The sequence below is a fragment of the Streptomyces cinerochromogenes genome (genome assembly GCF_014648635.1).
Taxonomy (GTDB): domain Bacteria; phylum Actinomycetota; class Actinomycetes; order Streptomycetales; family Streptomycetaceae; genus Streptomyces; species Streptomyces cinerochromogenes.
The window spans coordinates 562,665-587,464 of the sequence record NZ_BMRM01000002.1 but is presented as its reverse complement, the minus strand read 5'-3'; the positions used below and the strand labels follow the sequence as shown (position 1 = coordinate 587,464).

Sequence of the window (24,800 nt, the reverse complement as noted above, 5' to 3'; positions counted from 1 at the left end):
AAGCCGGGAGAGGGGGTACGTCGAGGATGAGCACCAAGGACTTCATCGAGAAGGACTACTACAAGGTCCTCGGCGTCCCCAAGGACGCCACCGAGGCCGAGATCAAGAAGGCGTACCGGAAGCTCGCCCGCGAGTTCCACCCGGACGCCAACAAGGGCAACGCCAAGGCCGAGGAGCGCTTCAAGGAGATCTCCGAGGCGAACGACGTGCTCGGTGACCCCAAGAAGCGCAAGGAGTACGACGAGGCGCGCGCGCTGTTCGGCAACGGCGGCTTCCGCCCCGGACCGGGCACGGCCGGCGGCTCCTTCAACTTCGACCTGGGCGACCTCTTCGGCGGCGCCGCCCAGGGCGGAGGCTTCGGCGGAGGCATCGGCGACGTCTTCGGGGGCCTGTTCAACCGCGGCGGCACCGCGGGCCCGCGGACCCAGCCCCGGCGCGGCCAGGACATCGAGTCCGAGGTCACGCTGAGCTTCACGGAGGCCATCGAGGGCGCCACGGTGCCCCTCAGGATGTCCTCCCAGGCACCCTGCAAGGCCTGCTCCGGCACCGGCGACAAGAACGGCACGCCCAGCGTGTGCTCGACCTGCGTCGGCACCGGGCAGGTCGCCCGGGGCTCCGGTGGCGGCTTCTCGCTCACCGACCCCTGCCCCGACTGCAAGGGCCGCGGCCTGATCGCCGAGCACCCCTGCCTGGAGTGCAAGGGCAGCGGCCGGGCCAAGTCGTCCCGGACCATGCAGGTCCGCATTCCCGCGGGTGTCACCGACGGGCAGCGGATCCGGCTGCGCGGCAAGGGCGCGCCCGGCGAGCGGGGCGGCCCGGCCGGCGACCTGTACGTGGTGGTCCACGTCGGCGAGCACCCGGTCTTCGGGCGCAAGGGCGACAACCTCACCGTCACCGTGCCGGTGACGTTCGCCGAGGCGGCCCTCGGCGGCGAGGTGCGGGTCCCGACCCTCGGCGGCCCCGCCGTCACCCTGAAGCTGCCGCCCGGCACCCCGAACGGCCGCACGATGCGGGCGCGGGGCAAGGGCGCGGTCCGCAAGGACGGCACCCGCGGCGATCTGCTGGTCACCGTCGAGGTGCGTGTTCCCACGGACCTGTCGGGGAAGGCTCGTGACGCGCTGGAGGCGTATCGCGAGGCGACCGCGGGCGAGGACCCGCGGGCGGAGCTGTTCGAGGCCGCGAAGGGAGCTTGAGAGTGATGGACGGCCGTCGTCCCCGTCAGCGCGGGGGTTTCTCACCGTACGAACTGACTGATGAGACCCCGGTCTACGTCATCTCGGTGGCGGCCCAGCTCTCCGGACTCCACCCGCAGACGCTGCGCCAGTACGACCGTCTCGGCCTGGTCTCCCCGGACCGCACCGCCGGCCGGGGCCGCCGCTACTCGGCCCGTGACATCGAACTGCTCCGCCAGGTGCAGCAGCTGTCGCAGGACGAGGGCATCAACCTGGCCGGCATCAAGCGGATCATCGAACTGGAGAACCAGGTCGCGGCCCTCCAGTCCCGGGTCGCGGAGCTGGAGGCGGCCCTGGACGGCGCGGCGGCCGCGATGCAGCAGCGCGAGGCCGCCGTGCACGCCTCCTACCGGCGCGACCTGGTGCCGTACCAGGAGGTCCAGCAGACCAGCGCGCTGGTGGTGTGGCGGCCGAAGCGGCAGCAGCAGGACTGACCCGTACCGTCGCAAGGCGAGAGGGGCCCGGACTTCCGGGCCCCTCTCGCCTTTGTGCCAGGACGCCGCAGCCGTACTCGGCCGGTGGCTGAGTTCATTCGGTCCTCTGATCGAATCGGAGCGCGGTGCGCGTCCGCCGTGATCACGACTCGTGACGTACCGGGCGGGTTGTACGGATCTTTGCTGAACCCGTGAACTCCCTTTGGATGTACGGTCCGTAAAGGTCCCTTGAAGGGTGTTTCGCGTGACCTTCACAGATGCAGCTGAGCGTGCTGTTGCGCACTCGTTAAGTGATTTTTCTTGACGGGAGGTACGGGCTCAGCGTTGTCTTTTCAGTCACCTGGGTCGTATTGCAGCACCCACGTCCGGAAACGCACCTGAAGTGAGCCCCGCATGCGTCGTATCGCCATCTCCGTGGCCCTGTCCACGATGACCCTCTCGCTCGCCGGCTGCGGCGTGCTGAACGCAACGGGGGACGGCGCGAGCGCGAGCCCGACGAAGGGTGACGACATCACGGTGGGCCTGCTGCTGCCGGAGAAGGCGAACACCCGCTACGACAAGTTCGACTACCCCATCATCAAGAACAAGGTGGCCGAACTCACCAAGAAGCAGGGCAAGGTGGAGTACGCCAACGCCGACGCCAGCGCCACCCGGCAGTCCGAGCAGCTCCAGAACATGATCGACGCCAAGGTGGACGTCATCCTGCTGGACGCCGTCGACGCGCACGCGGTCGCCGACGGGGTGAAGAAGGCCAAGGACGCGGGCATCCCGGTCATCGCCTACGACCGGCTCGCCGAGGGCCCGATCGACGCGTACATCTCCTTCGACAACGAACTCGTCGGGGAGGTGCAGGGCCGCACCCTGCTGGAGGCCCTCGGCTCGGGCGTCGACACCTCCGACAAGGTCGTCATGATGAACGGCTCGCCCACCGACCCGAACGCCAAGCAGTTCAAGGAGGGGGCGCTCTCCGAGCTGAACGGCAAGGTGGACATCGCGGCGAGCTACGACACCACCAAGTGGAAGCCGGAGGTCGCCGAGGCCAACATGGCCGAGGCGATCGCGAAGATCGGCAAGAACAACATCGCGGCCGTCTACTCGGCCAACGACGGCATGGCCGGCGGTGTCATCAAGGCCCTGAAGGCGGCCGGCGTCACCGACCTGCCCCCGATCACCGGCCAGGACGCCGAACTGGACGCGGTGCAGCGGGTCGTCGCCGGTGAGCAGTACATGAGCGTCTACAAGTCCTACCCGGACGAGGCCGAGGCCGCCGCGCAGATGGCCGTCACCAAGATCCAGGGCAAGGACATCCAGTTCGACGCCCTCACCCAGGACCGGGTGGACAGCCCCACGGCCAAGGACATCCCGGCCCGGCTGGTCCAGGTGAGCGCGCTGACCAAGCACAGCATCAAGGACACCGTCATCGCGGACGGCATCTACACCGCCGGCGAGATCTGCACCGCCAAGTACAAGGCGGCCTGCGCGGCGATCGGCCTGAAGTAGGCCCGTACCCGTCGGCCGGTTCCCGTGGGGAAACCGCCGGCGGAGCGACACCCCCCGCCACCACCGTCATCCTGGTGCGAGCCGAGAGACGGAGCGGTGCCGAAAACCGGGCACAGCGGGACTTTCCGGTGACCCCCGCGCAGTGAGCCGTGTTGCGGACCCGGTTGGGCGCCGCGCATAGTTGCGCTGCGGAAGTGGCAGCACACCGGGGGTGGAATGGGCGATGGCCGGGCACGGGGCGGAGGAGCATCCTCACGGTGCCGACCGGCTGTGTGAGGCCGGGGACCGGGTGTACTCCCGGGCCGTACGCCGGGGCCGGGTGCCGCGCACGGACGCCGGACCGGTGCCCTGCCTGCTGGAACTGGGCCTGCTGCACCCGGACCCCGACGACATGGACTGGCTGGTGCCGACCTCCCCGCAGGAGGTCATGACCCGGCTGCTGCGCGGGGTCTACGACGAGGTCAGCGCGAGCCAGCGGCGGGTGGGCTCGGCGGTGGCGGCCTTCGAGTGGTACGCGGGCCTGGGCCGGCAGCTGAACACGCTCGCGGCACCGGCCGAGGGCAGCGCCATCCGGGTCCTGGACGGCCTCTCCCGCATCCAGGCCGCGATGGACGAGGCGACCGAGGCGTGCACCACCGAGGTGCTCACCGTGCAGCCCGGCGGCATCCGGCGCGAGGCCGAGCTGACCGAGGGCCTGCACCGGGCCCTCGCCCTGCGCGGCCGGGGCGTCCGCATGCGGGACCTCTACACCCACGTCGCCCGGCACGGCCAGGGCCTGCTCAACTACCTGGAGCTGATGGGCGACACGGTGGAGGCCCGCACCCTGGACGAGGTCATCGACCGGCTCATCCTCTTCGACCGCACGGTGGCGTTCATCCCCGCCAACGCCGACCGCACGATGGCCCTGGAACTGCGCCACCCCGCCCTGGTGGAGTACCTGGTGACGGTCTTCGAACGCCTCTGGCGCCTGGCGATCCCGTTGACGGCGCCCCTGCCCGACACGGGTATCGAGGGCATCTCCCACCGCGAGCAGTCCATCGCCGCCCTGCTCGCGGAGGGCCACCAGGACGCCGTCATCGCCGAACGCCTCGGCATCAGCGTCCGCACCTGCCGGGCCCACATCGCCCGCCTCTCCGAGACCCTGGGCGCGGCCAGCCGCACCCAGCTCGGCGTCCGCATCGCCCAGGTCGGCCTCGACGGGCACCGCCCGCCCCCGCCGGCCACCGCCCTCACCGGTCGGGACCGAGAACCCCCGACCGCCCGATGAGATAGCCGAGCTGCGCCCGGCTCGCACTGCCGAGGGTGGCGGCGAGCTTGGCGATGTGCAGCCGGGCGGTCCGCACGTTCATGCCCAGCCGGTCGGCTATGACGGCGTCGGTGTGGCCTTCCACGAGGAGGGCGGCTATGGCGCGCTGGCGGGGGGTTATGCCGTTGACGGAGGGTTTGTGGACCGCGTGGGGGTACATGGGGGTGGCCAGGTGCCAGAGGCGGTCGAAGGTGGTGAGGAAGTGGCGCAGCAGCGCGGGGTGACGTACTTCCAGGGCGAGGCTGCCGTCGGCGTTCGCCGGGAGGAAGGCCACCTCGCCGTCCACGACGATCAGGCGGTCGGTCACCTCGTCCAGGGTGCGGACCTGGTGGTCGCCGTCCAGCTGCTCCTGGTAGGCGATGATGTCGGGGGCATGGCGCAGGGTGTGCTGGTAGATGGTGCGGATACGGCCGCCGCGGTCCAGCAGGGCCTGGTCCCGTCGCCGGGTGACGTCCCGCACCGCCGCCGCCTTCCGGGCCGTGTACGGCTGTATGGACAGCAGCTCCCGGCTCGCCTGCGCCATGGCCTCGGTGATGGCCGCGTTGATCCGCGCGTTGCCGTCGAGGAGGCGCAGCGTCGGAGTGTCCGCCGTGCTCTCGGTCCACCGGCCGTCGATCCGCATCAGCGGCTCGAAGGTCTCGGCCAGCCGCACCTCGCGGTCGCGTTCCTCGGCGATCCGGTTCTCGGCCGTGCGCAGCAGACGGTGCAGCGCCGCCGCCGGGGGCACCGGTTCCAGGCGCCCCGTGTCGTCCACCGCGGGACGCAGCAACCCGGCGTCGGCGAGACAGGGCGCACCGGCCGCGTCGGCTGCGGCTATGTGTCCCTCCCGCAGCGCGCGTTCGTACAGTTCCCGCCCGGCGGCGCACAGGTCCTCGACCGGGTGTGCGGGGTGCGTCACCGGGCCGCCGCCTCAGTGGTCCCGGTCCAGGATGCCGGACTGGGCGATGAGATAGCCGAGTTGTGCGCGGCTGCCGCTGCCGAGGGCCTGGGCGAGTTTGGCGATGTGGGCCCGGCAGGTGCGGACGTTCATGCCGAGGCGGCGGGCGATGGCCTCGTCCACGTGACCCTCGACCAGGAGCTTGGCGATGGAGTACTGGATCTCGGTGATGCCGCCGGGGGCGGTTTCGTAGGGGGCGCCGGCGCTCAACGGGACCGCCCGGCCCCACATGAACTCGAAGACCTTGATCAGATAGCGGACCAGGCCCGGATGACGCAGTTCCAGCGCGACCTGCTGGTCGTCCCGGATGGGGATGAAGGCGACGGCCTCGTCGCAGATGATGAGCCGCTCCACCAGCTCGTCGATGGTGCGGTATTCCGCCTTGCCGTTGGCGAGCTGGGCGACGTAGGCCAGCTTCTCCGGGTTGTACCGCGCGGTGTGCTGGTAGAGCGTGCGGATCCTGACGCCGCGTTCGATGAGCGGCCGGTCGCGTTCCAGGCCCCGCAGCAGGTTCTGTTCGGACAGGCGGTCACTCGGCTGTACGGTGAGCACTTCGTTCTGGCACTGCGAAGTGGCGAGGTTCAGGGCCGCGTTGATGCGTTCCCCGCCCTCCAGCACCGCGATGGAGTCGGTGGTGGCGGCCATGTGGCTGCTGAGCGCCATGAACGGCTCGAAAGCATCGGCGAGTCGGACGGACAGCCGCCGGCGTTCCGTGATCTCCCGTTCTATGGGGCTGAGGCGCTGGGCCAGGGCCACGGGTGCGGGAAGGGGGCGCAGCCATTCAGGATCGTCCGGATCCGGATGCAGGAGGTCGAACTCCACTAGGCAGGGGGCGGTTTCCACCTCTGATCGAGCGATGCGCCCGGCCCGCAGGGCATCGGCGTAGAGACGTCCACCTTCCTCACACATCTCGGTCACAGCATGGGGATGTGCAGCTTTAGTCCGATTCGTTGCCAAATCTCCACCCCCCAGGGTCCTGAACGTGCAGGAACATGATGCATCGATTATGTGGCCATGACGTGCCCGAATGAGCCATCGTCGTACTCGACGGGGGAAGAGGGGACCTTCAAGTGAGGACGAAGCCGACTATGGGCAAGAGACTGCTTCGCTCGATACTTGTCGCCGCTTTCTCCGTCGTGATGACCGCGGGGGCGCTGGGCGGCCTCGCGAGCGAGAAAGCCGACGTACGAGCGGACACAACCTGGCCGAGTGTGGTCGCGGCGAGCGCGACTCTCAGCGATACCACGTGGCCGGTGGCCCCCAAGGATGGCGTGAGGAGCTGACGTGACAACCCCGCCCGACGACCGCTCCTTCCGTCGCGAAATGGCCACCGCCTACCGCTCCGGCTGGCACTTCATCGACCTGGTCACCGCCATCCCCCACAGCGGTGACTCGCTGATGGTGACCGTGTTCGGTGAGCCGGTCGTCGTCACGCGGGACGAGGACGGTGACGTGCGGGCGTTCCGGTGTCTGCGCAAGCCGCGCGGTGCGCCGCAGCCGGTGCGATGCGCCATCCGGTACGGAATGATCTTTGTGAACCTCGACCAGCGGGACCACCGGCTGTCCGAGCCGGTGGAGTCCGACCCGAGGACCATCTCGGCCACCCCCCGCAGTGCCTGACGCGATTCCCCCGTCGTAACAGATCGCTCAGGTGCTTCCCCCCGCAGCGGCGTCACCGTGACCTGAACACGGTGACGCCGCTGCAGTTTCCGGGGACATCTCCGTATATGTGCGCACTCCCGCACGCTTCCACGGTGGCCGAGAACCGCCGTGCTCAGCCACGTCCGAGCGCCCGCTCCAGCTCGATCTCGATCACCACCCGGGACGGGTTCGGCGACGGCCTGCGCTCGTACCGCTCCGCGTAGCGCCGCTCCGCCTCCGCGACGCGTTCCGGCTCGGTGCGCACGTACGCCCGGCCCTCCAGCGTGGCCCAGCGCCGGCCGGCCACCTGGCAGACGGCCACCCGCGCCCCCTCGGCGCCGGCCGCGAGCACGTGGGACACCTTGGTGCTCGACCTGTTGGTGATCACCCGGGCCAGCCGCGCCCCGGGGTCGTAGGTCACGCCGACCGGTACGACGTGCGGGCTGCCGTCGGGGCGCAGGGTCGTCAGGGTGCACAGATGCCGTTCGCGCCAGAAGGCGAGGTACGGCTCGTCCGGGGCAGCCGGGTCTACGGAGTACGAAGCCATGCGGTGCAACCTAGCCGACACCCGTGCACCCATCGCCTTGAGTGGAATAGACTCAACTTTGTGTACGTTGGCTGAGGCAGGACTGGGACGGAAGGCTGTCGGTACGACGCCGAGGAGGAGAACGCAGACGTGGACGCCGAGCTGACCAACAGGAGCCGGGACGCGATCAACGCGGCCGGCAACCGCGCCGTGACCGAGGGACACCCGGACCTCACCCCCGCTCACCTGCTGCTGGCTCTGCTCCAGGGGCAGGACAACGAGAACATCACCGACCTGCTCGCGGCCGTCGACGCGGACCAGGCCGCCGTACGCGCGGGCGCCGAGAAGATCCTGGCCTCGCTGCCCAGCGTGACCGGGGCCACCGTCGCACCGCCGCAGCCCAACCGCGAGCTGCTGGCCGTGATCGCCGACGCCGGCGAACGCGCCAAGGAGCTGGGGGACGAGTACCTGTCGACCGAGCACCTGCTGATCGGTATCGCCGCCAAGGGCGGTGCCGCCGGTGAGCTGCTCACCCGGCAGGGTGCCGAGGCCAAGAAGCTGCTGGAGGCCTTCAGGAAGGCCAGGGGAGGACGCCGCGTGACCACCGCCGACCCGGAGGGCCAGTACAAGGCCCTGGAGAAGTTCGGCACCGACTTCACCGCCGCCGCCCGCGAGGGCCGGCTCGACCCGGTCATCGGGCGGGACCAGGAGATCCGGCGGGTCGTGCAGGTGCTGAGCCGCCGCACCAAGAACAACCCCGTCCTCATCGGCGAGCCCGGCGTCGGCAAGACCGCCGTCGTGGAAGGGCTCGCGCAGCGGATCGTCAAGGGGGACGTGCCCGAGTCGCTGAAGGACAAGCGGCTCGTCGCGCTCGACCTCGGGGCGATGGTGGCCGGCGCCAAGTACCGCGGCGAGTTCGAGGAGCGGCTGAAGGCCGTCCTCGCCGAGATCAAGGACTCCGACGGGCAGATCATCACCTTCATCGACGAGCTGCACACCGTCGTCGGCGCCGGCGCCGGCGGGGACTCGGCCATGGACGCGGGCAACATGCTCAAGCCCATGCTCGCCCGCGGTGAGCTGCGCATGGTGGGCGCCACCACGCTGGACGAGTACCGGGAGCGGATCGAGAAGGACCCCGCACTGGAGCGCCGCTTCCAGCAGGTGCTGGTCGCCGAGCCCACGGTGGAGGACACGATCGCGATCCTCCGCGGTCTCAAGGGCCGCTACGAGGCCCACCACAAGGTCCAGATCGCGGACTCGGCGCTGGTGGCGGCGGCCACCCTCTCCGACCGGTACATCACCTCCCGCTTCCTCCCGGACAAGGCCATCGACCTCGTGGACGAGTCCGCCTCCCGGCTGCGGATGGAGATCGACTCCTCGCCCGTCGAGATCGACGAACTCCAGCGCGCCGTCGACCGGCTGAAGATGGAGGAGCTGGCCATCGGCAAGGAGACCGACCCGGCCTCCCTCGCCCGCCTGGAGAAGCTGCGCCGCGACCTCGCGGACAAGGAGGAGGAGCTGCGGGGCCTGACCGCCCGCTGGGAGAAGGAGAAGCAGTCCCTCAACCGCGTCGGTGAGCTGAAGGAGAGGCTGGACGACCTGCGCGGCCAGGCGGAACGCGCCCAGCGGGACGGCGACTTCGACACCGCGGCCAAGCTGCTGTACGGCGAGATCCCGCAGCTGGAGAAGGAACTGGAGGCCGCCTCGGCCGCCGAGGAGGAGGCCGCCAAGGACACCATGGTCAAGGAGGAGGTCGGCGCCGACGACATCGCCGACGTCGTCGCCGCCTGGACCGGCATCCCCGCCGGGCGGCTGATGGAGGGCGAGACGCAGAAGCTGCTGCGGATGGAGGAGGAGATCGGCCGCCGGCTCATCGGGCAGAGCGAGGCCGTGCAGGCGGTCAGTGACGCCGTACGGCGGTCGCGGGCCGGGATCGCCGACCCCGACCGGCCCACCGGGACCTTCCTCTTCCTCGGCCCGACCGGTGTCGGCAAGACCGAACTCGCCAAGGCGCTCGCGGACTTCCTCTTCGACGACGAGCGCGCCATGGTCCGCATCGACATGTCGGAGTACGGCGAGAAGCACAGCGTGGCCCGGCTGGTCGGCGCGCCCCCCGGCTACGTCGGCTACGAGGAGGGCGGCCAGCTGACCGAGGCGGTGCGCCGGCGCCCGTACAGCGTGATCCTGCTGGACGAGGTGGAGAAGGCCCACCCGGAGGTCTTCGACATCCTGCTCCAGGTGCTGGACGACGGCCGCCTGACCGACGGTCAGGGCCGTACCGTCGACTTCCGCAACACCATCCTGGTGCTCACCTCCAACCTGGGCAGCCAGTTCCTGGTCGACCCGATCACCAGCGAGGCGGAGAAGAAGGAGCAGGTGCTGGAGGTCGTCCGGTCCTCCTTCAAGCCGGAGTTCCTCAACCGGCTGGACGACCTGGTCGTCTTCTCGGCGCTGACCAAGCCGGAGCTGGAGCGGATCGCCCAGCTGCAGATCGACCGGCTGGGCAAGCGGCTGGCCGAGCGCCGGCTCAGGCTGGAGGTCAGCCCCGAGGCGCTGGCCTGGCTCGCGGAGGAGGGCCTGGACCCGGCGTACGGCGCCCGGCCGCTGCGCCGCCTGGTGCAGACCGCCATCGGCGACCGGCTCGCCAAGGAGATCCTCGCCGGCGAGGTCAAGCACGGCGACACGGTCCGCGTCGACCGCTTCGGCGAGGGCCTGCTGGTGGGCCCGGCCACGGGGAAGACGCTGTGAGGCCCGTGAGGCTCACGTCGTGAACGCCGAGAACCGTACGAGGGCCCGGTCCGGGCCCTCGTAGGTCACGTCGACGTCCGCCGCGTACGCGCCGAAACCCGGGTCGGACAGGCCCGGGAACAGCCCGGCGTAGTCCTCTGTACCCGCCTGGAACTCCAGGTGCAGACAGAGGTCGACGGAGTCCGGGTAGCAGTGGTCCGTCCTCGGCTCCGGCGCCACCGGGTAGGTGGTCTCCAGCCACGCGCGCACGTCCTTGCGCGGCATACGGAACCGAGCCTCGTAGTTCGTGTCCAGCCAGGACTGCACCGCGCACTCGGCGTCGTACGCCCCCGCGGGCGGCTTCGCCCCGCCGAAGGCGAGCGCCTCGGCGCACGGGACCTCCTCCGGGGCGCCGCCCAGGGGGTACTCCGAGGTCGCGAACCGCACCACCAGCACGGCGATCCCCGCCAGGACCAGCGCGGGAAGTGCCATGATCGCCGCGAAGAGCCCCCACCGGGTCCGCCCCCGCCCCGTCACACCCGTCACCCGTCCCCCATCCGTCCGGCCGCGGGAATCATGTCAGCCGACGGCGGACAGGCGGGCGTCGGGGCTTGCCTCCCCCCTCCCCGCATGGGGGAGGATGGCGGCATCCGCATGAAGGGAAAAACACGGTGAGCATCGACCCGTCCTCGATTCCGAATTTCGGGGGCCAGCCCGAACCGCAGCCCCAAGGACCGGCGGGCCCCGTCCTCCCGGATCAGGACCTGGTGAAGCAGCTTCTCGACCAGATGGAGCTGAAGTACGTCGTCGACGAGGAGGGTGACCTCGCCGCGCCGTGGGAGCAGTTCCGCACGTACTTCATGTTCCGTGGCGAGGAGGAGCAGGCGATCTTCTCGGTGCGGACCTTCTACGACCGCCCGCACAAGATCGACGAGCGGCTCCAGCTGCTGGAGTCCATCGACGAGTGGAACCGCCGCACCCTGTGGCCCAAGGTGTACACCCACACCCATGACGACGGCACCGTCCGTCTGATCGGCGAGGCCCAGATGCTGATCGGCACGGGCGTCGACATCAACCACTTCGTCTCCTCCACGGTCAGCTGGGTGCGGGCCGCGATCGAGTTCGACAAGTGGCTGGTCGAGCAGCTCGGCCTGGAGCAGGAGGTCAACGACTCCGACAAGCCCGAGGACGACGGGGAGTAACCGGCCCCGGCCGGTCCGGGGGCGTCCGCTCCCGGACCGGGTCCAGTGCGCCCACCCGCGCCATGGCCCCCGCGCCCACCCAGCGCGCCGTCGCCCCCGCGCCCACCTCGCGCGCGGAGGCCGCCGCCCTCACATCGCGCGCAGCCGCTCCGCCGCCTCGCGCAGCACCTCCTCCCGCTTGCAGAAGGCGAACCGCACGAACGGAGCCCCCGCCTCGCGGTCGTCGTAGAACACCGCGTTCGGGATGGCCACCACGCCCGCCCGCTCCGGCAGGGCCCGGCAGAAGGCGAAGCCGTCCTTCTCGCCGAGGGGCCGGATGTCGGTGGTGACGAAGTAGGTCCCGGCCGGCCGGAACACCTCGAAGCCCGCCGCCGCGAGCCCCTCCGCCAGGATGTCCCGGCGGACCAGCATGCTCCGGCGGAACTCCTCGAAGTAGGAGTCGGGCAGCGCCAGCGCCTCCGCCACCGCGTACTGGAAGGGCCCCGAGGCGACGTACGTCAGGAACTGCTTCGCCGAGCGGACCGCGCCCACCAGCTCCGGTGCCGCCGTCACCCAGCCGACCTTCCAGCCGGTGAACGAGAACGTCTTGCCGGCCGAACCGATGCTCACCGTGCGCTCGCGCATCCCGGGGAACGTCGCCAGCGGCACGTGCCCGGCGCCGTCGAAGACCAGGTGCTCGTACACCTCGTCGGTCACCACCAGCAGATCCCGCTCTACCGCCAGCTCGGCGATCGCGGCCAGCTCCGCGCGCGTGAGGACCGTACCGGTCGGGTTGTGCGGGGTGTTGATCAGGAGGAGGCGGGTGCGGTCCGTGACGGCCGCGCGCAGCTCGTCCAGGTCCAGCCGGAAGCTGCCGTCCTGCGGCCTGAGGGTCACCGGCACCCGGGTGCCGCCCGCCATCGCGATGCTCGCCGCGTACGAGTCGTAGTACGGCTCCAGCGCCACCACCTCGTCCCCCGGCTCGACCAGGGCCAGCAGCGAGGCCGCGATCGCCTCGGTGGCGCCGGCCGTGACCAGCACCTCGGTGTCGGGGTCGAAGGACAGGCCGTAGCGGCGCTGCTGGTGCGCGGCGATCGCGGTGCGCAGCTCGGGGACGCCGGGGCCGGGCGGGTACTGGTTGCCGCGGCCGTCGCGCAGCGCCCGCACGGCGGCCTCCCGGATCTCCTCGGGGCCGTCGGTGTCGGGGAAGCCCTGGCCCAGGTTGATCGACCCGGTCGCCACGGCGAGCGCCGACATCTCGGCGAAGATCGTCGTCCCGAACGCGGCGAGCCGGCGGTTGAGGTGAGGACGTGCGCTGGAGGTCATGCCGGTCATCCTGCGCTCAAGCTCTGGAGTTCCTCAACTCTGCTTTGCGGCACACGGCGGCCGGGAATCCCCCCGGCACCGCGCGAGACGCGGCACCAGGCGAGGCGCCCACGGGGGGCCGCTTCGGGGGAACGGAAGGAGGGTGACGCCATGAGCGACAGCGCGATCGAGGGCATCATCCTGGCGGTGGTCGTGGTGGTGTTCGTCCTGGCGGCCCAGGCCCGCCGGAGCCGGAACGCCCGGCTCTCGCTGAGCAAGTCCGGCCGCGGCCGGAACCGGTCGTACCGCGCGGCCTCCGCGTCGTCCGGTACGGCCGCGTCGTCGTCCACCGACAGCGGTGCGAGCAGCTGGTGGGTCGGTGGCGGGGACTCCGGGTCGTCGGGGGGCGGGGGGCACCACGGCGGGCACCACGGGGGGCACTCCTGCGGCGGCGGTTCGTCGTGCGGGAGCAGCTCGTCGTGCGGCGGGGGGTCCTCGTGCGGCGGGGGGTCGTCGTGCGGCGGCGGGGGCGGATGCGGGGGAGGCAGCTGACACGGGGCAGCTGAGCTTTCCGGAACAGGGGGAACCGCATCCGGGCCGCACCCATCGGGCGCCCGCCGGGCAGAGATCCGGCGGGCGCTCGGTGGCGTGAAACGGCGCCCGGCGCACTTCATGGTTGAACAGTTGAACTGTGGCGCCCTCTGAGGGATGGAAAGCCCATGAAGTTGGGTAAAAACGCTGTGGCGTAGCCCTTGTTCATGATTCCCTCTAAAGCGCCAAAGCAGCCCCTCGGACGTCCTCAGACTCCCCACCCCGGCCGGGCCGGCAGGGCTGACATGGCCGATCTCCCCCTCATTTGCGTGTTAGCGGAGCCGATCCATGCTCACGACCCTGAACACCACGTACACCGATACGCGCGCTGCCGACCTGGCCTGGGCCCTGGGACGCGAACCGCTGCCCGCCCTGGCCACCCTGGATCTCGAACTCACCGGCGCCAAACTGCAGTTGCGGCTGCTCGGCGCCTCCCATCAGGTGCTCCTCGAGGAGGAGCGAGGCAGCTGTTCGGAGACGGTCGCGTGCATCCCCGGATCCAGCACCCCGCTGCCGCTGGGCGTCGCCAAGCGGGTCGGCAACTGGGAGTACGAGTTCGCCGCCCGCGTCGAGATCCTCACCCCCGGCTCCTTCGCGGGCCGCGCCCAGGAACTGCTGGCCCTCGTCTCCGACCATCCGCACGGCCTCGCCGGGGTCTTTCCCGGCAGCCCGCACGCCTTCACCGCGATGCTGGCCCAGCGGCACGAGGGCCAGGTGCACTGGCGCACCTGGCACGCCTACCCGCAGGACGGCCAGCTGGTGGCCACCCGCACCCGGGTCGGGGCACGGACGAGACCGGCCGCTCAGCAGCCTCCGGCGACATAAACCCACCGGGCGCCGACCGCCTCCAGATCCACACGTGTGGGTGACGAAGCGTGCCGTGTGTGTGACGTAACGTCGCAGAGTGATCGAACCGCACGCCCCCGCGCCCCCGGGCGCCCCGCCCTCCCGGACAGGCCCCGCACGGCTGCCCGTCCGGCCCGGCACCGGGCGGTTCCTGGTCCTCGTCTGCGTCTTCGTCTGCGCCGCCTGCGGACTCGTGTACGAACTCGAACTCGTCGCGTTCGCCTCCTACTTGATCGGCGACTCGGTCACCCAGGCCTCCGTGGTGCTGTCCGTGATGGTGTTCGCGATGGGCATCGGCTCCCTCGGCGCCAAACGGCTGCGCTGGCACGCGGCGGCCGGATTCGGCGCGGTGGAGTCCGTCCTCGCCCTGGTCGGCGGGTGCAGCGCCATGGCCCTGTACGCCGTCTTCGCCTGGACCGCCGGATGGGGCGGGATGTGGGCCGACGGGCCGCGCTGCCTGCTGGTCGCCTTCTCCCTCGCCATCGGTCTGCTCATCGGCGCCGAGGTCCCCCTGCTCATGGAGCTGATCCAGCGCATCCGCCGGCAGGACGCGGGCGGCGCGGTGGCCGACCTGTTCGCCGCGGACTACGTCGGCGCGCTCGTCGGCGGCCTCGCCTTCCCCTTCCTCCTCCTGCCCTTCCTCGGCCAGTTGACGGGCGCCCTGCTGACCGGGACGGTCAACGTCGTCGCGGGCGGCGCCCTGGTCCTCGGCCTCTTCCGCCGCGACCTCACCCGCCGCGCCCGCTGGACCCTCGGCCTGGCCGGCCTCGCCGTCCTCGGTGTCCTCGCCTCCGCCGCCGCCCTCGCCGGCGACTTCGAACGCGCCGCCCGGCACGCCGTGTACGGACCGGACGTCCGGGTGGCCGTGCAGACCGACGTGCAGGAGGTGGTCCTCTCCGGCGGCACCGGCGGACGCCCCCTCGACCTCTTCCTCGACGGCCGCCTCCGCGTCGGCGGCCGCGACGCACACCGCTACCACGAGGCCCTGGTCCGGCCCGCCCTGACCGGCCCGCACGCGCGCGTCCTCGTCCTCGGCGGCGGCGACGGCCTCGCCGCCCGCGAGGTGCTGCGCCACCGTGGGGTGCGCCGCGTGGACGTCGTCGAACTGGACCCCGGCCTGGTCGACCTGGCCCGCCGCGACCCCGGCCTGTCCGCCGCCAACGGGCACGCCCTCGCCGACCCGCGCGTGCACGTCACCACCGCCGACGCGCTCGCCTGGCTGCGGGCGGCGCGCGGACCGGCGTACGACGTCGTGATCGCCGACCTCCCCGATCCCGGCATCACCGCCAGCACCAAGCTGTACTCCCAGGAGTTCTACGGCCTGGCCCGCCGGGTCCTCACCCGGAACGGCCGCCTCGTGGTGCACGCCGGACCCGTCACCACCCGCCCCCGCGCCTTCTGGACCGTCGCCGCGACCCTCCGCACCGCCGGTTTCTCCGTCTCCCCCTACCGCGTCCTCGGCCACGACTCCGGTTTCGCGGCCGGCCCCGACCGCTCGACGGACACCTCCCGGGCACCCCGGGACTGGGGATTCCTGCTGGCGGCGCCGGGGACCACACCGCCGGACCTGCGGGTGCCCCGCGACCGCTCCGGGACGTTGACGCAGGGGCAGCTGACGGCGGACGCGCGGGCGGCGGAGGGGACGCGGGTGGCGGGGCTGGCGGCGTCGACGCTGGTGCATCCGCGGTACTGAGGGGTTTCCGCCCGCCTTTCCGTCCGCGCTCCCGTCTGCTTCCCGATCGCCTTCCGGTCCGCCTTCCCGGCCGACCGAGTCGCCCGGGTGAGTTCCGGCCGCAACTGGGTAGGCTCCCGCACCATGGAGCACCAGGTCTTCCTCCCGGCCCCCGCCGAACAGCTCCGGACCGCTCTGGCCGACCAGGCCCGCGTGGCCCGCGCCGTCCCCGGCCTGCAACAGGACGCCGGTGCCGAACCGATCACCGGCCGGCTGAAACTCCGCGTCGGCGGACACTCCGTCACCTACCGGGGCACGGCACACGTCACGCCCCGCGAGGACGGCGGCTACGCCGTCGAGGCCGACGCCACCGAGGCCCGCGGCACCGGCTCGGTCACGTTCTCCCTGACCCTGCGCCTCACGGACACCGAGGGCGGCTGCACCGTCACGGCCGAGGGCACGGCGGACGCGACCGGCCGGATCGCGGAACTGCCGGAGGAGACGGTGACCGCGGCGGCGACGAGGCTGCTGAACCGGTTCCTGGAGGCCCTGGCGGCGAACGGCGACGAGCAGCAGACGCCTCCCGCCGACGCCGACGCCGACGCCGAGACGGATGCCGACGCCGACGCCGACGCCGACGCCGACGCCGAGACGGATGCCGACGCCGACGCCGACGCCGACGCCGACGCCGACGCCGGCGGCGATGCCGTGAGCGGCGCCGGCACCCCCCACCCCTCCGTCTTCGAGACCGAGGTCCCCCCGCCGTCCCTGGACCGGGGGTTCACCGACACCGGTGATCCCCCCGCCGAGGCCGCGCACGCGCGCCGCACGATGATCGGCCGCAGCGCCGAGGAGGTCGACCACGCCCCGCCCCGCGGCCGCTACGCCCCCGTACCGGCCCCGCAGACCGTCGCCGGCAGCACGGCCCTGCGCTGGGCGGCACCGGCGGCGGCGCTGGCGCTGGCCTCCGCGATCGTCGTGAGCCGGGCCCTGCGCAGGCGCCGCTGACGGGACGCCCTCACCGGACCCGCCCCACCGGCCCCGCCCCCAACCGGGCCCGACCCCAGTACTGTCGTCCCGTGAGTAACGAAGACATCACGCTGACCGCGGGCGAGGCGGAAGTACGTGTCAGCCCGGCAGCCGGCGGCCGTATCGGCAGCCTCAAGGCCGGCTCCCTGGAACTGCTGCGGCAAGGGCCCCGCTACGGCTGCTTCCCGATGGTGCCCTGGTGCGGCCGGATCCGGGAGGGCCGCTTCCTGGACGGCGGAACCGTCCGCCGGATGCCGCTGAACTCCCCGCCGCACGCCATCCACGGCACGGCACGCGACGGTGCGTGGCGCACCGCGCGCGTCACGGAGAACGAGGCGGTGATCACGTACGAGCTGACCGACCCCTGGCCGCACCCCGGCCGCGTCACCCAGGTCGTCGCGCTCGCCGAGGACGCCCTGACGCTGACGATGTCCGTCGAGACGTACGACGACTCCTTCCCGGCCCAGCTCGGCTGGCACCCCTGGTTCCACCGCAACCTCGGCGGCGAGGACGTCCGGCTGGACTTCAAGCCCGCCTGGCAGGAGGAGCGCGGCGCCGACCACCTGCCCACCGGCAACCGGATCGACCCGCGGCCCGGCCCCTGGGACGACTGCTTCGGCATGCCCGGCGGCGTCGACGTCACCCTCACCTGGCCCGGGCAGCTGGAGCTGAAGGTGACCAGCCGCGAGGAGTGGGTGGTGGTCTACGACGAGCAGGCCGAGGCCGTCTGCGTCGAACCGCAGACCGGTCCGCCGAACGGGCTGAACACCCTCCCGCGCCTGGTCACCCCGCTGGAGCCGCTGGAGGCGACGACCACCTGGAGCTGGCGACGGCTCTAAGCTGGTCGGCATGACGGACGTACGCGGCGCGCTGCTGCAGCAGATCAAGGACAAGGCCGTGGTGCACGGCAAGGTGACCCTCTCCTCCGGTCTGGAGGCCGACTACTACGTCGACCTGCGCCGCGTCACCCTCGACGGCGAGGCCGCCCCGCTGGTCGGCCAGGTCCTGCTGGACCTGACCGCCGACCTGGAGTTCGACGCGGTCGGCGGGCTCACCATGGGCGCCGACCCGGTCGCCGCCGCCATGCTGCACGCCGCCGCCGCGCGCGGGCGGCGGCTGGACGCGTTCGTCGTCCGCAAGGCGGCCAAGGCGCACGGGCTCCAGCGCCGGGTCGAGGGCCCCGACATCGCCGGACGCCGCGTGCTGGTCGTCGAGGACACCTCCACCACCGGCGGTTCCCCGCTGACCGCCGTGGAGGCCGTCCGCGAGGCCGGTGCCGAGGTCGTCGCCGTCGCCACCATCGTGGACCGCGCGACCGGCGCCGCCGAGAAGATCGAGTCCGGCGCGGGCGTTTCCTACCGGTTCGCCTTCTCGAAGGATGAACTGGGTCTGGACTGACGACGCGGTGTGACCTGGACTTGACCGGGGCGCCGACGGGCGCCCCCTCGTCTGGAAAGATGTGCTCGACGACGACGTCGAACCCCCAGCAGGTCTAGGTCAGGGCCGTACGCGTAACCCCTACCCGCAACACAAGGAGCGGACAGATGCCCATCGCAACCCCCGAGGTCTACAACGAGATGCTCGACCGGGCGAAGGCAGGCAAGTTCGCCTACCCGGCCATCAACGTCACCTCGACCCAGACCCTGCACGCCGCCCTGCGCGGCTTCGCGGAGGCCGAGAGCGACGGCATCGTCCAGATCTCCACGGGTGGCGCCGAGTTCCTCGGCGGTCAGTACAGCAAGGACATGGTCACCGGCGCGGTCGCGCTCGCCGAGTTCGCGCACATCGTCGCCGAGAAGTACCCGGTCAACATCGCGCTGCACACCGACCACTGCCCGAAGGACAAGCTGGACGGGTACGTGCGTCCGCTGCTGGCGCTCTCCAAGAAGCGCGTCGACGCCGGTCTCAACCCGCTGTTCCAGTCCCACATGTGGGACGGCTCGGCGGAGACCCTCGCCGACAACCTGGCGATCGCCCAGGAGCTGCTGGAGCAGGCCCGCGCCGCCAAGATCATCCTTGAGGTCGAGATCACCCCGACCGGCGGCGAGGAGGACGGCGTCTCCCACGAGATCAACGACGAGCTGTACACCACCGTCGACGACGCGATCCGCACCGCCGAGGCCCTGGGCCTGGGCGAGAAGGGCCGCTACCTGCTGGCCGCCTCCTTCGGCAACGTGCACGGCGTGTACAAGCCGGGCAACGTCGTGCTCCGCCCCGACCTGCTGAAGGAGCTGAACGACGGCGTCGCCGCCAAGTTCGGCAAGCAGTCCCCGTTCGACTTCGTCTTCCACGGCGGCTCCGGCTCCACCGAGGAGGAGATCCTCACCGCGCTGGAGAACGGCGTCGTGAAGATGAACCTCGACACGGACACCCAGTACGCCTTCACCCGTCCGGTCGCCGCCCACATGTTCCAGAACTACGACGGCGTCCTGAAGGTCGACGGCGAGGTCGGCAACAAGAAGGCCTACGACCCGCGCACCTGGGGCAAGCTGGCCGAGGCGAGCATGGCCGCGCGCGTCGTCCAGGCCACGCAGAACCTGCGCTCGGCGGGCAACAAGATCAAGTAAGCGCCACGGCGCTGCGACGGGCCCGGCGGCTGTCCATGCCGCCGGGCCCGCTGTATACCTGGGGGCATGCCCGACGTCCGGCTGGCCTCGCCCCAGGGCAGGTGGACCCTGTTCACCACGGTCCTCGGCTCCGGCATGGCGATGCTGGACTCCACCGTCGTCAACGTCGCCCTGCCGCGCATCGGCCGCGACCTGGACACGGACCTCGCCGCCCTCCAGTGGACGGTCAACGCGTACATGGTCACGCTGGCCGGCCTGATCCTGCTGGGCGGCTCCCTCGGCGACCGCTACGGCCGCCGGAAGGTCTTCCTCCTCGGCGTGGTCTGGTTCGCCGCCGCCTCCCTGCTGTGCGGGCTCGCGGTGAACGCCGTCATGCTGATCGCCGCCCGGGCGCTGCAGGGCGTCGGCGGCGCCCTCCTCACGCCCGGCTCGCTCGCGCTCATCCAGGCGTCCTTCCACCCCGACGACCGCAGCCGGGCGGTCGGCCTGTGGTCCGGCTTCGGCGGGATCGGCGCCGCCGTCGGCCCCTTCCTCGGCGGCTGGCTGGTGACCGGACCCGGCTGGCGCTGGGTGTTCCTGCTGAACGTGCCGCTGGCCCTGCTGTGCGTACCGGTCGCCCTGCGGCACGTACCGGAGTCGGCGGACGAGCGCGCCCACGGCCGCTTCGACGTCCTCGGCGCGGCCCTCGGCGCCCTGGCCCTCGCCCTCCTGACGTACGCGCTCATCGAGGCCCGCGCCGGCTCCCTGGCGGTGGCCCTGACGGCGGCGGCGGGCCTGGCGTCGGCGCTGGCCTTCGTCCGGGTGGAGCGGCACCGCCCCGACCCGATGCTCCCGCCGGGCATCTTCGCCTCACGGCAGTTCACGGCCGTCAACCTGGTCACCCTGTGCGTCTACGCGGCCTTCGGCGGCTTCTTCTTCCTCACCGCCCTCCAACTCCAGGTGGTGGTGGGCTACTCGCCCCTGGCCGCCGGTACGGCCCTCCTCCCCACCACGGCCCTGATGCTGCTGTTCTCCTCCCGCTCCGGCGCCCTCGCCGACCGCACGGGCCCGCGCCTGCCGCTGACGGTCGGGCCGCTGCTGTGCGCGGCGGCGATGCTGCTGATGCTGCGCGTGGGTGCCGGCGCCGACTATCCGACGGACGTCCTCCCCGCCCTGCTGGTGATGGGCGCCGGCATGGTCACGCTGGTGGCGCCCCTGACGGCCACCGTCCTCGCCTCGGTCGACACCGCCCGGGCGGGCCTGGCCAGCGGCATCAACAACGCGGCGGCCCGTGCGGCGGGCCTGGTCGCGGTGGCCGCCCTCCCGCTCCTGGCGGGCATGGGCCCGGACGCGTACCGGTCGGCCACGGCGTTCGACGCGGCGTTCGACCGGGCGATGCCGATCTGCGCGGGGACGCTGCTGCTGGGCTCGGCCCTGGCCTTCACCCTGGTCCGCCGCCCGCCCCCGGGCTGCCGTCACCCGGAGTGCCGGACGCACGGCAACGTGACGGCTCCGCCGCTGGAGCCCGACCGGCGGGCGTAACCGCGGGCAGCCGTGCCGCCCGGCCCACCGCACCCGCACCGGGCACGCCCCGTACGCCCCGGTGCGCGAGACTGAACCCATGACGATTCACGAGAACCTCCTCGGCGGTCCGCCCCCCACCCACCTCCCCGACGACCCGGAGCCCCGGCAGGCGCTCGCGGGCGGCACCGCGCCCGCGGACGTCGCCGCCAAGCACCCCACGTCCTCCCTCGCCTGGGCGCAGCTGGCGGACGACGCGTTCGAGCGGGGCGCGGTCGTGGAGTCGTACGCGTACGCCCGTACGGGCTACCACCGCGGCCTGGACGCCCTGCGCCGCAGCGGGTGGAAGGGACACGGCCCGGTCCCGTGGGAGCACGAGCCGAACCGTGGCTTCCTGCGCGCCCTGCACGCCCTCGCCCGCGCCGCGCAGGCGATCGGGGAGCAGGACGAGTACGAGCGCTGCACGCAGTTCCTGAAGGACTCCTCGCCGACGGCGGCCCAGACCCTGGGCTGACCCGGAGGGAAGTCACCGGTGTGGCCCGTCTGGCAGCAGGCGGGCCTTGCCGTACCCCGGGGCTTTGCGGAGGATTGCGGGGTGGGGACCGGGGCCCCCGTGCCGGCATCGGCAGGGGCGGACCGCTACCCGGAGTAACAACAGGAGACAGCGATGTCCCAACAGGCTCACCCCCTTCCTGAGGCCGCTGAGCCCGAGACCCCGAATCTCGATTTCGCGGGGACGACGCCGTACGAGGACTACGTCAAGGCGGACGTCCTCACCCACCTCCAGCACCCCCTCTCCGACGACCCCGGAGAGATGGTCTTCCTGGTGACCACCCAGGTCATGGAGCTGTGGTTCACGGTCATCGTGCACGAGTGGGAGACCGCCGCGCAGGCGCTCCGCTCGGACGACGTACCCACCGCCATCGCCGCGCTGAAGCGCTCGGTGCGGGAACTGGAGGCCCTGAACGCCTCCTGGAAGCCGCTCGGCCAGCTGACCCCGGCGCAGTTCAACGCGTACCGCAGCGCGCTCGGCGAGGGCTCCGGCTTCCAGTCGGCGATGTACCGGCGCCTGGAGTTCCTGCTCGGGGAGAAGTCCGCGTCCATGCTCGTACCGCACCGCGGCGCCCCGCGCGTCCACGCGGAGCTGGAGAAGGCGCTGCACGAGCCGAGCCTGTACGACGAGGTGGTACGGCTCCTCGCGCGCCGCGGCCACGCCGTCCCCGACACCGTGCTGCGCCGGGACGTCTCCCAGCGCTACGAGCCGTCGGAGGCCGTGGAGGCCGCCTGGACCGCCGTCTACGCGGGCGACGAGAGCGACGAACTCGCCCGGCTCGGCGAGGCGCTCACCGACGTCGCCGAACTGGTCTGGCGCTGGCGCAACGACCACCTGGTCGCCACCCGGCGCGCGATGGGCGCAAAGGCCGGCACCGGCGGCTCCGCCGGTGTGGCCTGGCTGGAGAAGCGCGCCCGCAAGAACGTGTTCCCCGAGCTGTGGACGGCGAGGTCCCATGTCTGAGCTGCCCCTGCTCGCGCGGAAACTGGACGCGTCCGACGAACTGGCGCCCCTGCGGGACCGCTTCGTCCTCGGCACCGCGTCCGACGACGCGGCCGACGCCGCGGTCTACCTGGACGGCAACTCCCTGGGCGCCCTCCCCGCGAACGTCCCGGACCGGGTGGCGGACGTCATCCGTCGCCAGTGGGGCGAACTGCGGATCCGCTCCTGGGAGGAGAGCGGCTGGTGGACGGCGCCCGAGCGGATCGGCGACCGGATCGCCCCGCTGGTCGGCGCGGCGCCCGGCCAGGTCGTCGTCGGCGACTCCACCAGCGTCAACGTCTTCAAGGCGCTCGTGGCCGCGATCCGCATGGCGGACGCCGGCCGCGACGAACTCCTGGTGGACGCGACGACCTTCCCCACGGACGGGTACATCGCCGAGTCGGCGGCCCGGCTCACCGGCCGCACCCTGCGCCCGGTGACCCCGGCCGAGGTGCCGGCGGTGCTGGGCGACCGCACGGCCGCCGTGCTGCTGAACCACGTCGACTACCGCACCGGCCGGCTGCACGACCTCCCCGGTCTCACCGCGGCGGTCCACGCGGCCGGCGCCCTCGCGGTCTGGGACCTGTGCCACAGCGCGGGCGCGCTGCCGGTCGGCCTGGACGAGCACGGCGTGGACCTCGCGGTCGGCTGCACCTACAAGTACCTGAACGGCGGCCCGGGTTCACCGGCGTACCTGTACGTGCGCCGTGAGCTGCAGGACCGCTTCGACTCTCCGCTGCCCGGCTGGAACTCGCACGCCGAGCCCTTCGGCATGAGCCCGGCCTACACGCCGGCGCCGGGCGCGGTGCGCGGCCGGGTCGGCACGCCGGACATCCTCTCCCTGCTGGCTCTGGACGCCGCCCTCGACGTCTGGGACGGGGTGTCCCTCACCGCCGTGCGCGCCAAGTCCCTCGCGCTGACGGACTTCTTCCTGCGGTGCGTGGCCGAGTACACCGAGCCCGGCCGGGTGGAGTGCGTGACACCGGAGCGGCACGCGGAGCGGGGCAGCCAGATCGCGCTGCGCTGCGCGGACGCGGGCGAGGTGATGAAGCGCCTGATCGCCCGGGGCGTGGTGGGCGACTTCCGCCACCCCGACGTCCTCCGCTTCGGCTTCACCCCGCTGTACGTGGGCTTCCGGGACGTGGAGCGGGCGGCGCGGGTGCTGGGGGAGGAGCTGGCTTAGCGCCGGGGGTGCGGGGCCCCGCGCCGGGCCCCGCGCATCCCGCCCCAAAGGACCGTTTGATCCTCACCGTGCGTGACATCCCCGTATCCCCGCACGTCACCGGCCTGGTACCGTCCCGGCCAACGGCCGATTAACCACCTGGTCCGTCAAACCCGTTTCTTCCCTGAGAGGTTGGAGCATGCCGGACGACGCCGCAGCAGCCCGCGCCGCCGCCGAAGAGGAGTCGGCCTTCTCGCACTCCCCGGTCGACCCCGACGTCACGGCCGCGTACGGTGACCACCCCGACCAGGTGATCGACTTCTACGCTCCCCGCCCCGGCCCGGACTCCACGTCGCCCGTCCCGCTGGTGGTGGTCCTCCACGGCGGCGCCTGGCGCGCCCGCTACGACCGCCGCCACATCACGCCCTTCGCGGACTATCTGGCGCGCAGGGGGTTCGCGGTGGCGAACGTGGAGTACAGACGGGGCGGTGATGAGGGCGCCGCGGGTGCCGAGGGGGCTGAGGGGTCCGGTGGCACGCCGCCGGCCGGTCGCTGGCCCGACACCCTCGACGACGTCGCGGCGGCGCTGGACGCCCTTCCGGCCCTGGTCGGCGAGGCGCTGCCGCAGGCGGATCCCCGGCGTACGGTCCTGACCGGCCACTCGGCGGGTGGTCACCTGGCCCTGTGGGCGGCGGCCCGCCATGTCCTCCCCGCGGACGCCCCCTGGCGCACGGACGGCCCGGCGCCGCTGCGCGGTGTCGTCGCACTCGCGCCGATCGCGGACTTCGAGGTCGCGGAGAAACTGGAGGTCTGCGTGCACGCGTCGCTGCAACTCCTGGGCGGACAGGACCACTTCGCCGCGCGCCGCCCGTACGCGGACCCGGCGCTGCTGCTGCCGACGGGCATCGCGACGACCCTCGTCCAGGGCCGCACCGACCTGGTGGTGCCGCAGCAGGTGGCCGAGTCGTACGCGGAGGCGGCCGCGAAGGCGGGGGAGATGGTCGGGCTGACCCTGCTGGAGGACGTGGGCCACTTCCCGCTGATCGACCCGGCGGCCGACGCGTGTGCGGTGGCGGCGGAGGAGATCGCCCAACTGGCCCGGTGATACCC

The 24,800-nt window shown here is 72.1% G+C and carries 24 protein-coding genes; 19 read left to right on the top strand and 5 right to left on the bottom strand.

Features of this window, described 5'->3' with window-relative positions; all coding sequences use genetic code 11:
* The first annotated feature begins 26 nt into the window (after nucleotides 1-26).
* The 4 genes from dnaJ (at nucleotide 27) to IEZ20_RS06490 (ending at nucleotide 4,433) form a co-directional block, all read left to right on the top strand.
* A complete protein-coding gene (dnaJ, locus tag IEZ20_RS06505) occupies nucleotides 27-1,193 on the top strand; it encodes a molecular chaperone DnaJ (RefSeq protein WP_189295273.1) in 1,167 nt (388 codons plus the stop codon).
* 5 nt (nucleotides 1,194-1,198) lie between these two features.
* Complete coding sequence (locus IEZ20_RS06500; RefSeq protein WP_059255065.1) at nucleotides 1,199-1,666, top strand: heat shock protein transcriptional repressor HspR; 468 nt, start codon at nucleotides 1,199-1,201, stop codon at nucleotides 1,664-1,666.
* Between the two features lie 393 nt (nucleotides 1,667-2,059).
* Nucleotides 2,060-3,166 (top strand): sugar ABC transporter substrate-binding protein, encoded by a 1,107-nt coding sequence (locus IEZ20_RS06495; RefSeq protein WP_189295271.1) that lies wholly within the window; start codon nucleotides 2,060-2,062, stop codon nucleotides 3,164-3,166.
* Nucleotides 3,167-3,389: 223 nt separating this feature from the next.
* Nucleotides 3,390-4,433: a helix-turn-helix transcriptional regulator gene (locus tag IEZ20_RS06490; RefSeq protein WP_229895901.1), complete on the top strand. Its 1,044-nt coding sequence runs from the start codon at nucleotides 3,390-3,392 to the stop codon at nucleotides 4,431-4,433.
* Here the strand turns inward: IEZ20_RS06490 and IEZ20_RS06485 are convergent.
* Both IEZ20_RS06485 and IEZ20_RS06480 read right to left on the bottom strand, forming a co-directional pair.
* Entirely contained in the window at nucleotides 4,396-5,370 is a 975-nt protein-coding gene (locus tag IEZ20_RS06485; protein ID WP_189295267.1) for a helix-turn-helix domain-containing protein, read from the bottom strand. The genes IEZ20_RS06490 and IEZ20_RS06485 overlap by 38 nt on opposite strands.
* Before the next feature lie 12 nt (nucleotides 5,371-5,382).
* Nucleotides 5,383-6,366 carry a helix-turn-helix domain-containing protein gene (locus IEZ20_RS06480; RefSeq protein ID WP_189295265.1) on the bottom strand — a complete coding sequence of 328 codons (984 nt, stop codon included), beginning with the start codon at nucleotides 6,364-6,366 and terminating at the stop codon, nucleotides 5,383-5,385.
* Between the two features lie 327 nt (nucleotides 6,367-6,693).
* Here IEZ20_RS06480 and IEZ20_RS06475 point away from each other — a divergent pair, with 327 nt between their 5' ends.
* The gene (locus tag IEZ20_RS06475; protein WP_189295263.1) at nucleotides 6,694-7,029 is read left to right on the top strand and encodes a Rieske (2Fe-2S) protein; all 336 of its coding nucleotides are present in this window, start codon (nucleotides 6,694-6,696) and stop codon (nucleotides 7,027-7,029) included.
* A 154-nt stretch (nucleotides 7,030-7,183) separates the two neighbouring features.
* Here the strand turns inward: IEZ20_RS06475 and IEZ20_RS06470 are convergent, their stop codons facing one another.
* Entirely contained in the window at nucleotides 7,184-7,597 is a 414-nt protein-coding gene (locus tag IEZ20_RS06470; RefSeq protein WP_189295261.1) for a pyridoxamine 5'-phosphate oxidase family protein, read from the bottom strand.
* Nucleotides 7,598-7,726: 129 nt separating this feature from the next.
* On the opposite strand from IEZ20_RS06470, the gene clpB reads away from it, so the two are divergent.
* The gene (clpB, locus tag IEZ20_RS06465; protein WP_189295259.1) at nucleotides 7,727-10,324 is read left to right on the top strand and encodes an ATP-dependent chaperone ClpB; all 2,598 of its coding nucleotides are present in this window, start codon (nucleotides 7,727-7,729) and stop codon (nucleotides 10,322-10,324) included.
* 12 nt (nucleotides 10,325-10,336) lie between these two features.
* Here the strand turns inward: clpB and IEZ20_RS06460 are convergent, their stop codons facing one another.
* Nucleotides 10,337-10,795 carry a hypothetical protein gene (locus tag IEZ20_RS06460; protein WP_189295257.1) on the bottom strand — a complete coding sequence of 153 codons (459 nt, stop codon included), beginning with the start codon at nucleotides 10,793-10,795 and terminating at the stop codon, nucleotides 10,337-10,339.
* Between the two features lie 179 nt (nucleotides 10,796-10,974).
* Between IEZ20_RS06460 and IEZ20_RS06455 the strand changes: the two genes are divergently transcribed.
* Nucleotides 10,975-11,505 carry a type III secretion system chaperone family protein gene (locus IEZ20_RS06455; protein WP_189295255.1) on the top strand — a complete coding sequence of 177 codons (531 nt, stop codon included), beginning with the start codon at nucleotides 10,975-10,977 and terminating at the stop codon, nucleotides 11,503-11,505.
* A gap of 129 nt (nucleotides 11,506-11,634) precedes the next feature.
* Here IEZ20_RS06455 and IEZ20_RS06450 read toward each other — a convergent pair whose 3' ends face one another.
* Nucleotides 11,635-12,819, bottom strand: coding sequence for a pyridoxal phosphate-dependent aminotransferase (locus IEZ20_RS06450; RefSeq protein ID WP_189295254.1), 1,185 nt, complete (start codon nucleotides 12,817-12,819; stop codon nucleotides 11,635-11,637).
* Nucleotides 12,820-12,960: 141 nt separating this feature from the next.
* On the opposite strand from IEZ20_RS06450, the gene IEZ20_RS06445 reads away from it, so the two are divergent.
* From IEZ20_RS06445 to IEZ20_RS06390, 12 genes are all read left to right on the top strand, one after another.
* A complete protein-coding gene (locus IEZ20_RS06445; protein WP_189295252.1) occupies nucleotides 12,961-13,341 on the top strand; it encodes a hypothetical protein in 381 nt (126 codons plus the stop codon).
* Between the two features lie 327 nt (nucleotides 13,342-13,668).
* Nucleotides 13,669-14,205 (top strand): DUF2617 family protein, encoded by a 537-nt coding sequence (locus tag IEZ20_RS06440; RefSeq protein ID WP_189295251.1) that lies wholly within the window; start codon nucleotides 13,669-13,671, stop codon nucleotides 14,203-14,205.
* A gap of 79 nt (nucleotides 14,206-14,284) precedes the next feature.
* Nucleotides 14,285-15,919 carry a polyamine aminopropyltransferase gene (locus IEZ20_RS06435; protein WP_189295249.1) on the top strand — a complete coding sequence of 545 codons (1,635 nt, stop codon included), beginning with the start codon at nucleotides 14,285-14,287 and terminating at the stop codon, nucleotides 15,917-15,919.
* Nucleotides 15,920-16,042: 123 nt separating this feature from the next.
* On the top strand, nucleotides 16,043-16,906 hold the full coding sequence (locus tag IEZ20_RS06430; protein WP_189295247.1) for an SRPBCC family protein: 864 nt from the start codon (nucleotides 16,043-16,045) through the stop codon (nucleotides 16,904-16,906).
* Between the two features lie 71 nt (nucleotides 16,907-16,977).
* Nucleotides 16,978-17,766: an aldose epimerase family protein gene (locus IEZ20_RS06425; protein WP_189295245.1), complete on the top strand. Its 789-nt coding sequence runs from the start codon at nucleotides 16,978-16,980 to the stop codon at nucleotides 17,764-17,766.
* Between the two features lie 10 nt (nucleotides 17,767-17,776).
* The gene (pyrE, locus tag IEZ20_RS06420) at nucleotides 17,777-18,325 is read left to right on the top strand and encodes an orotate phosphoribosyltransferase (RefSeq protein WP_189295242.1); all 549 of its coding nucleotides are present in this window, start codon (nucleotides 17,777-17,779) and stop codon (nucleotides 18,323-18,325) included.
* 146 nt (nucleotides 18,326-18,471) lie between these two features.
* On the top strand, nucleotides 18,472-19,494 hold the full coding sequence (gene fbaA / locus IEZ20_RS06415; RefSeq protein WP_189295241.1) for a class II fructose-bisphosphate aldolase: 1,023 nt from the start codon (nucleotides 18,472-18,474) through the stop codon (nucleotides 19,492-19,494).
* Between the two features lie 66 nt (nucleotides 19,495-19,560).
* The gene (locus IEZ20_RS06410) at nucleotides 19,561-21,015 is read left to right on the top strand and encodes an MFS transporter (protein WP_189295239.1); all 1,455 of its coding nucleotides are present in this window, start codon (nucleotides 19,561-19,563) and stop codon (nucleotides 21,013-21,015) included.
* Between the two features lie 79 nt (nucleotides 21,016-21,094).
* On the top strand, nucleotides 21,095-21,508 hold the full coding sequence (locus IEZ20_RS06405; protein WP_189295237.1) for a DUF3151 domain-containing protein: 414 nt from the start codon (nucleotides 21,095-21,097) through the stop codon (nucleotides 21,506-21,508).
* A 153-nt stretch (nucleotides 21,509-21,661) separates the two neighbouring features.
* The gene (locus IEZ20_RS06400; RefSeq protein ID WP_189295235.1) at nucleotides 21,662-22,510 is read left to right on the top strand and encodes a tryptophan 2,3-dioxygenase family protein; all 849 of its coding nucleotides are present in this window, start codon (nucleotides 21,662-21,664) and stop codon (nucleotides 22,508-22,510) included.
* Complete coding sequence (gene kynU, locus IEZ20_RS06395; RefSeq protein WP_189295233.1) at nucleotides 22,503-23,711, top strand: kynureninase; 1,209 nt, start codon at nucleotides 22,503-22,505, stop codon at nucleotides 23,709-23,711. The genes IEZ20_RS06400 and kynU overlap by 8 nt, the downstream gene beginning before the upstream one ends.
* Nucleotides 23,712-23,889: 178 nt before the next feature.
* Nucleotides 23,890-24,795, top strand: coding sequence for an alpha/beta hydrolase (locus IEZ20_RS06390; RefSeq protein ID WP_189295231.1), 906 nt, complete (start codon nucleotides 23,890-23,892; stop codon nucleotides 24,793-24,795).
* Nucleotides 24,796-24,800 lie beyond the last annotated feature (5 nt).

What these genes read in the sequence shown, in the direction of transcription:
- dnaJ (WP_189295273.1), top strand. Translation starts at nt 27, where the DNA reads ATGAGCACCAAGGACTTCATCGAGAAGGACTACTACAAGGTCCTCGGC.
- IEZ20_RS06500 (WP_059255065.1), top strand. Translation starts at nt 1,199, where the DNA reads ATGGACGGCCGTCGTCCCCGTCAGCGCGGGGGTTTCTCACCGTACGAA.
- IEZ20_RS06495 (WP_189295271.1), top strand. Translation starts at nt 2,060, where the DNA reads ATGCGTCGTATCGCCATCTCCGTGGCCCTGTCCACGATGACCCTCTCG.
- IEZ20_RS06490 (WP_229895901.1), top strand. Translation starts at nt 3,390, where the DNA reads ATGGCCGGGCACGGGGCGGAGGAGCATCCTCACGGTGCCGACCGGCTG.
- IEZ20_RS06470 (WP_189295261.1), bottom strand. Translation starts at nt 7,597, where the DNA reads ATGGCTTCGTACTCCGTAGACCCGGCTGCCCCGGACGAGCCGTACCTC.
- IEZ20_RS06460 (WP_189295257.1), bottom strand. Translation starts at nt 10,795, where the DNA reads ATGGCACTTCCCGCGCTGGTCCTGGCGGGGATCGCCGTGCTGGTGGTG.
- IEZ20_RS06450 (WP_189295254.1), bottom strand. Translation starts at nt 12,819, where the DNA reads ATGACCGGCATGACCTCCAGCGCACGTCCTCACCTCAACCGCCGGCTC.
- IEZ20_RS06445 (WP_189295252.1), top strand. Translation starts at nt 12,961, where the DNA reads ATGAGCGACAGCGCGATCGAGGGCATCATCCTGGCGGTGGTCGTGGTG.
- IEZ20_RS06440 (WP_189295251.1), top strand. Translation starts at nt 13,669, where the DNA reads ATGCTCACGACCCTGAACACCACGTACACCGATACGCGCGCTGCCGAC.
- IEZ20_RS06430 (WP_189295247.1), top strand. Translation starts at nt 16,043, where the DNA reads ATGGAGCACCAGGTCTTCCTCCCGGCCCCCGCCGAACAGCTCCGGACC.
- pyrE (WP_189295242.1), top strand. Translation starts at nt 17,777, where the DNA reads ATGACGGACGTACGCGGCGCGCTGCTGCAGCAGATCAAGGACAAGGCC.
- fbaA (WP_189295241.1), top strand. Translation starts at nt 18,472, where the DNA reads ATGCCCATCGCAACCCCCGAGGTCTACAACGAGATGCTCGACCGGGCG.
- IEZ20_RS06410 (WP_189295239.1), top strand. Translation starts at nt 19,561, where the DNA reads ATGCCCGACGTCCGGCTGGCCTCGCCCCAGGGCAGGTGGACCCTGTTC.
- IEZ20_RS06405 (WP_189295237.1), top strand. Translation starts at nt 21,095, where the DNA reads ATGACGATTCACGAGAACCTCCTCGGCGGTCCGCCCCCCACCCACCTC.
- IEZ20_RS06400 (WP_189295235.1), top strand. Translation starts at nt 21,662, where the DNA reads ATGTCCCAACAGGCTCACCCCCTTCCTGAGGCCGCTGAGCCCGAGACC.
- kynU (WP_189295233.1), top strand. Translation starts at nt 22,503, where the DNA reads ATGTCTGAGCTGCCCCTGCTCGCGCGGAAACTGGACGCGTCCGACGAA.
- IEZ20_RS06390 (WP_189295231.1), top strand. Translation starts at nt 23,890, where the DNA reads ATGCCGGACGACGCCGCAGCAGCCCGCGCCGCCGCCGAAGAGGAGTCG.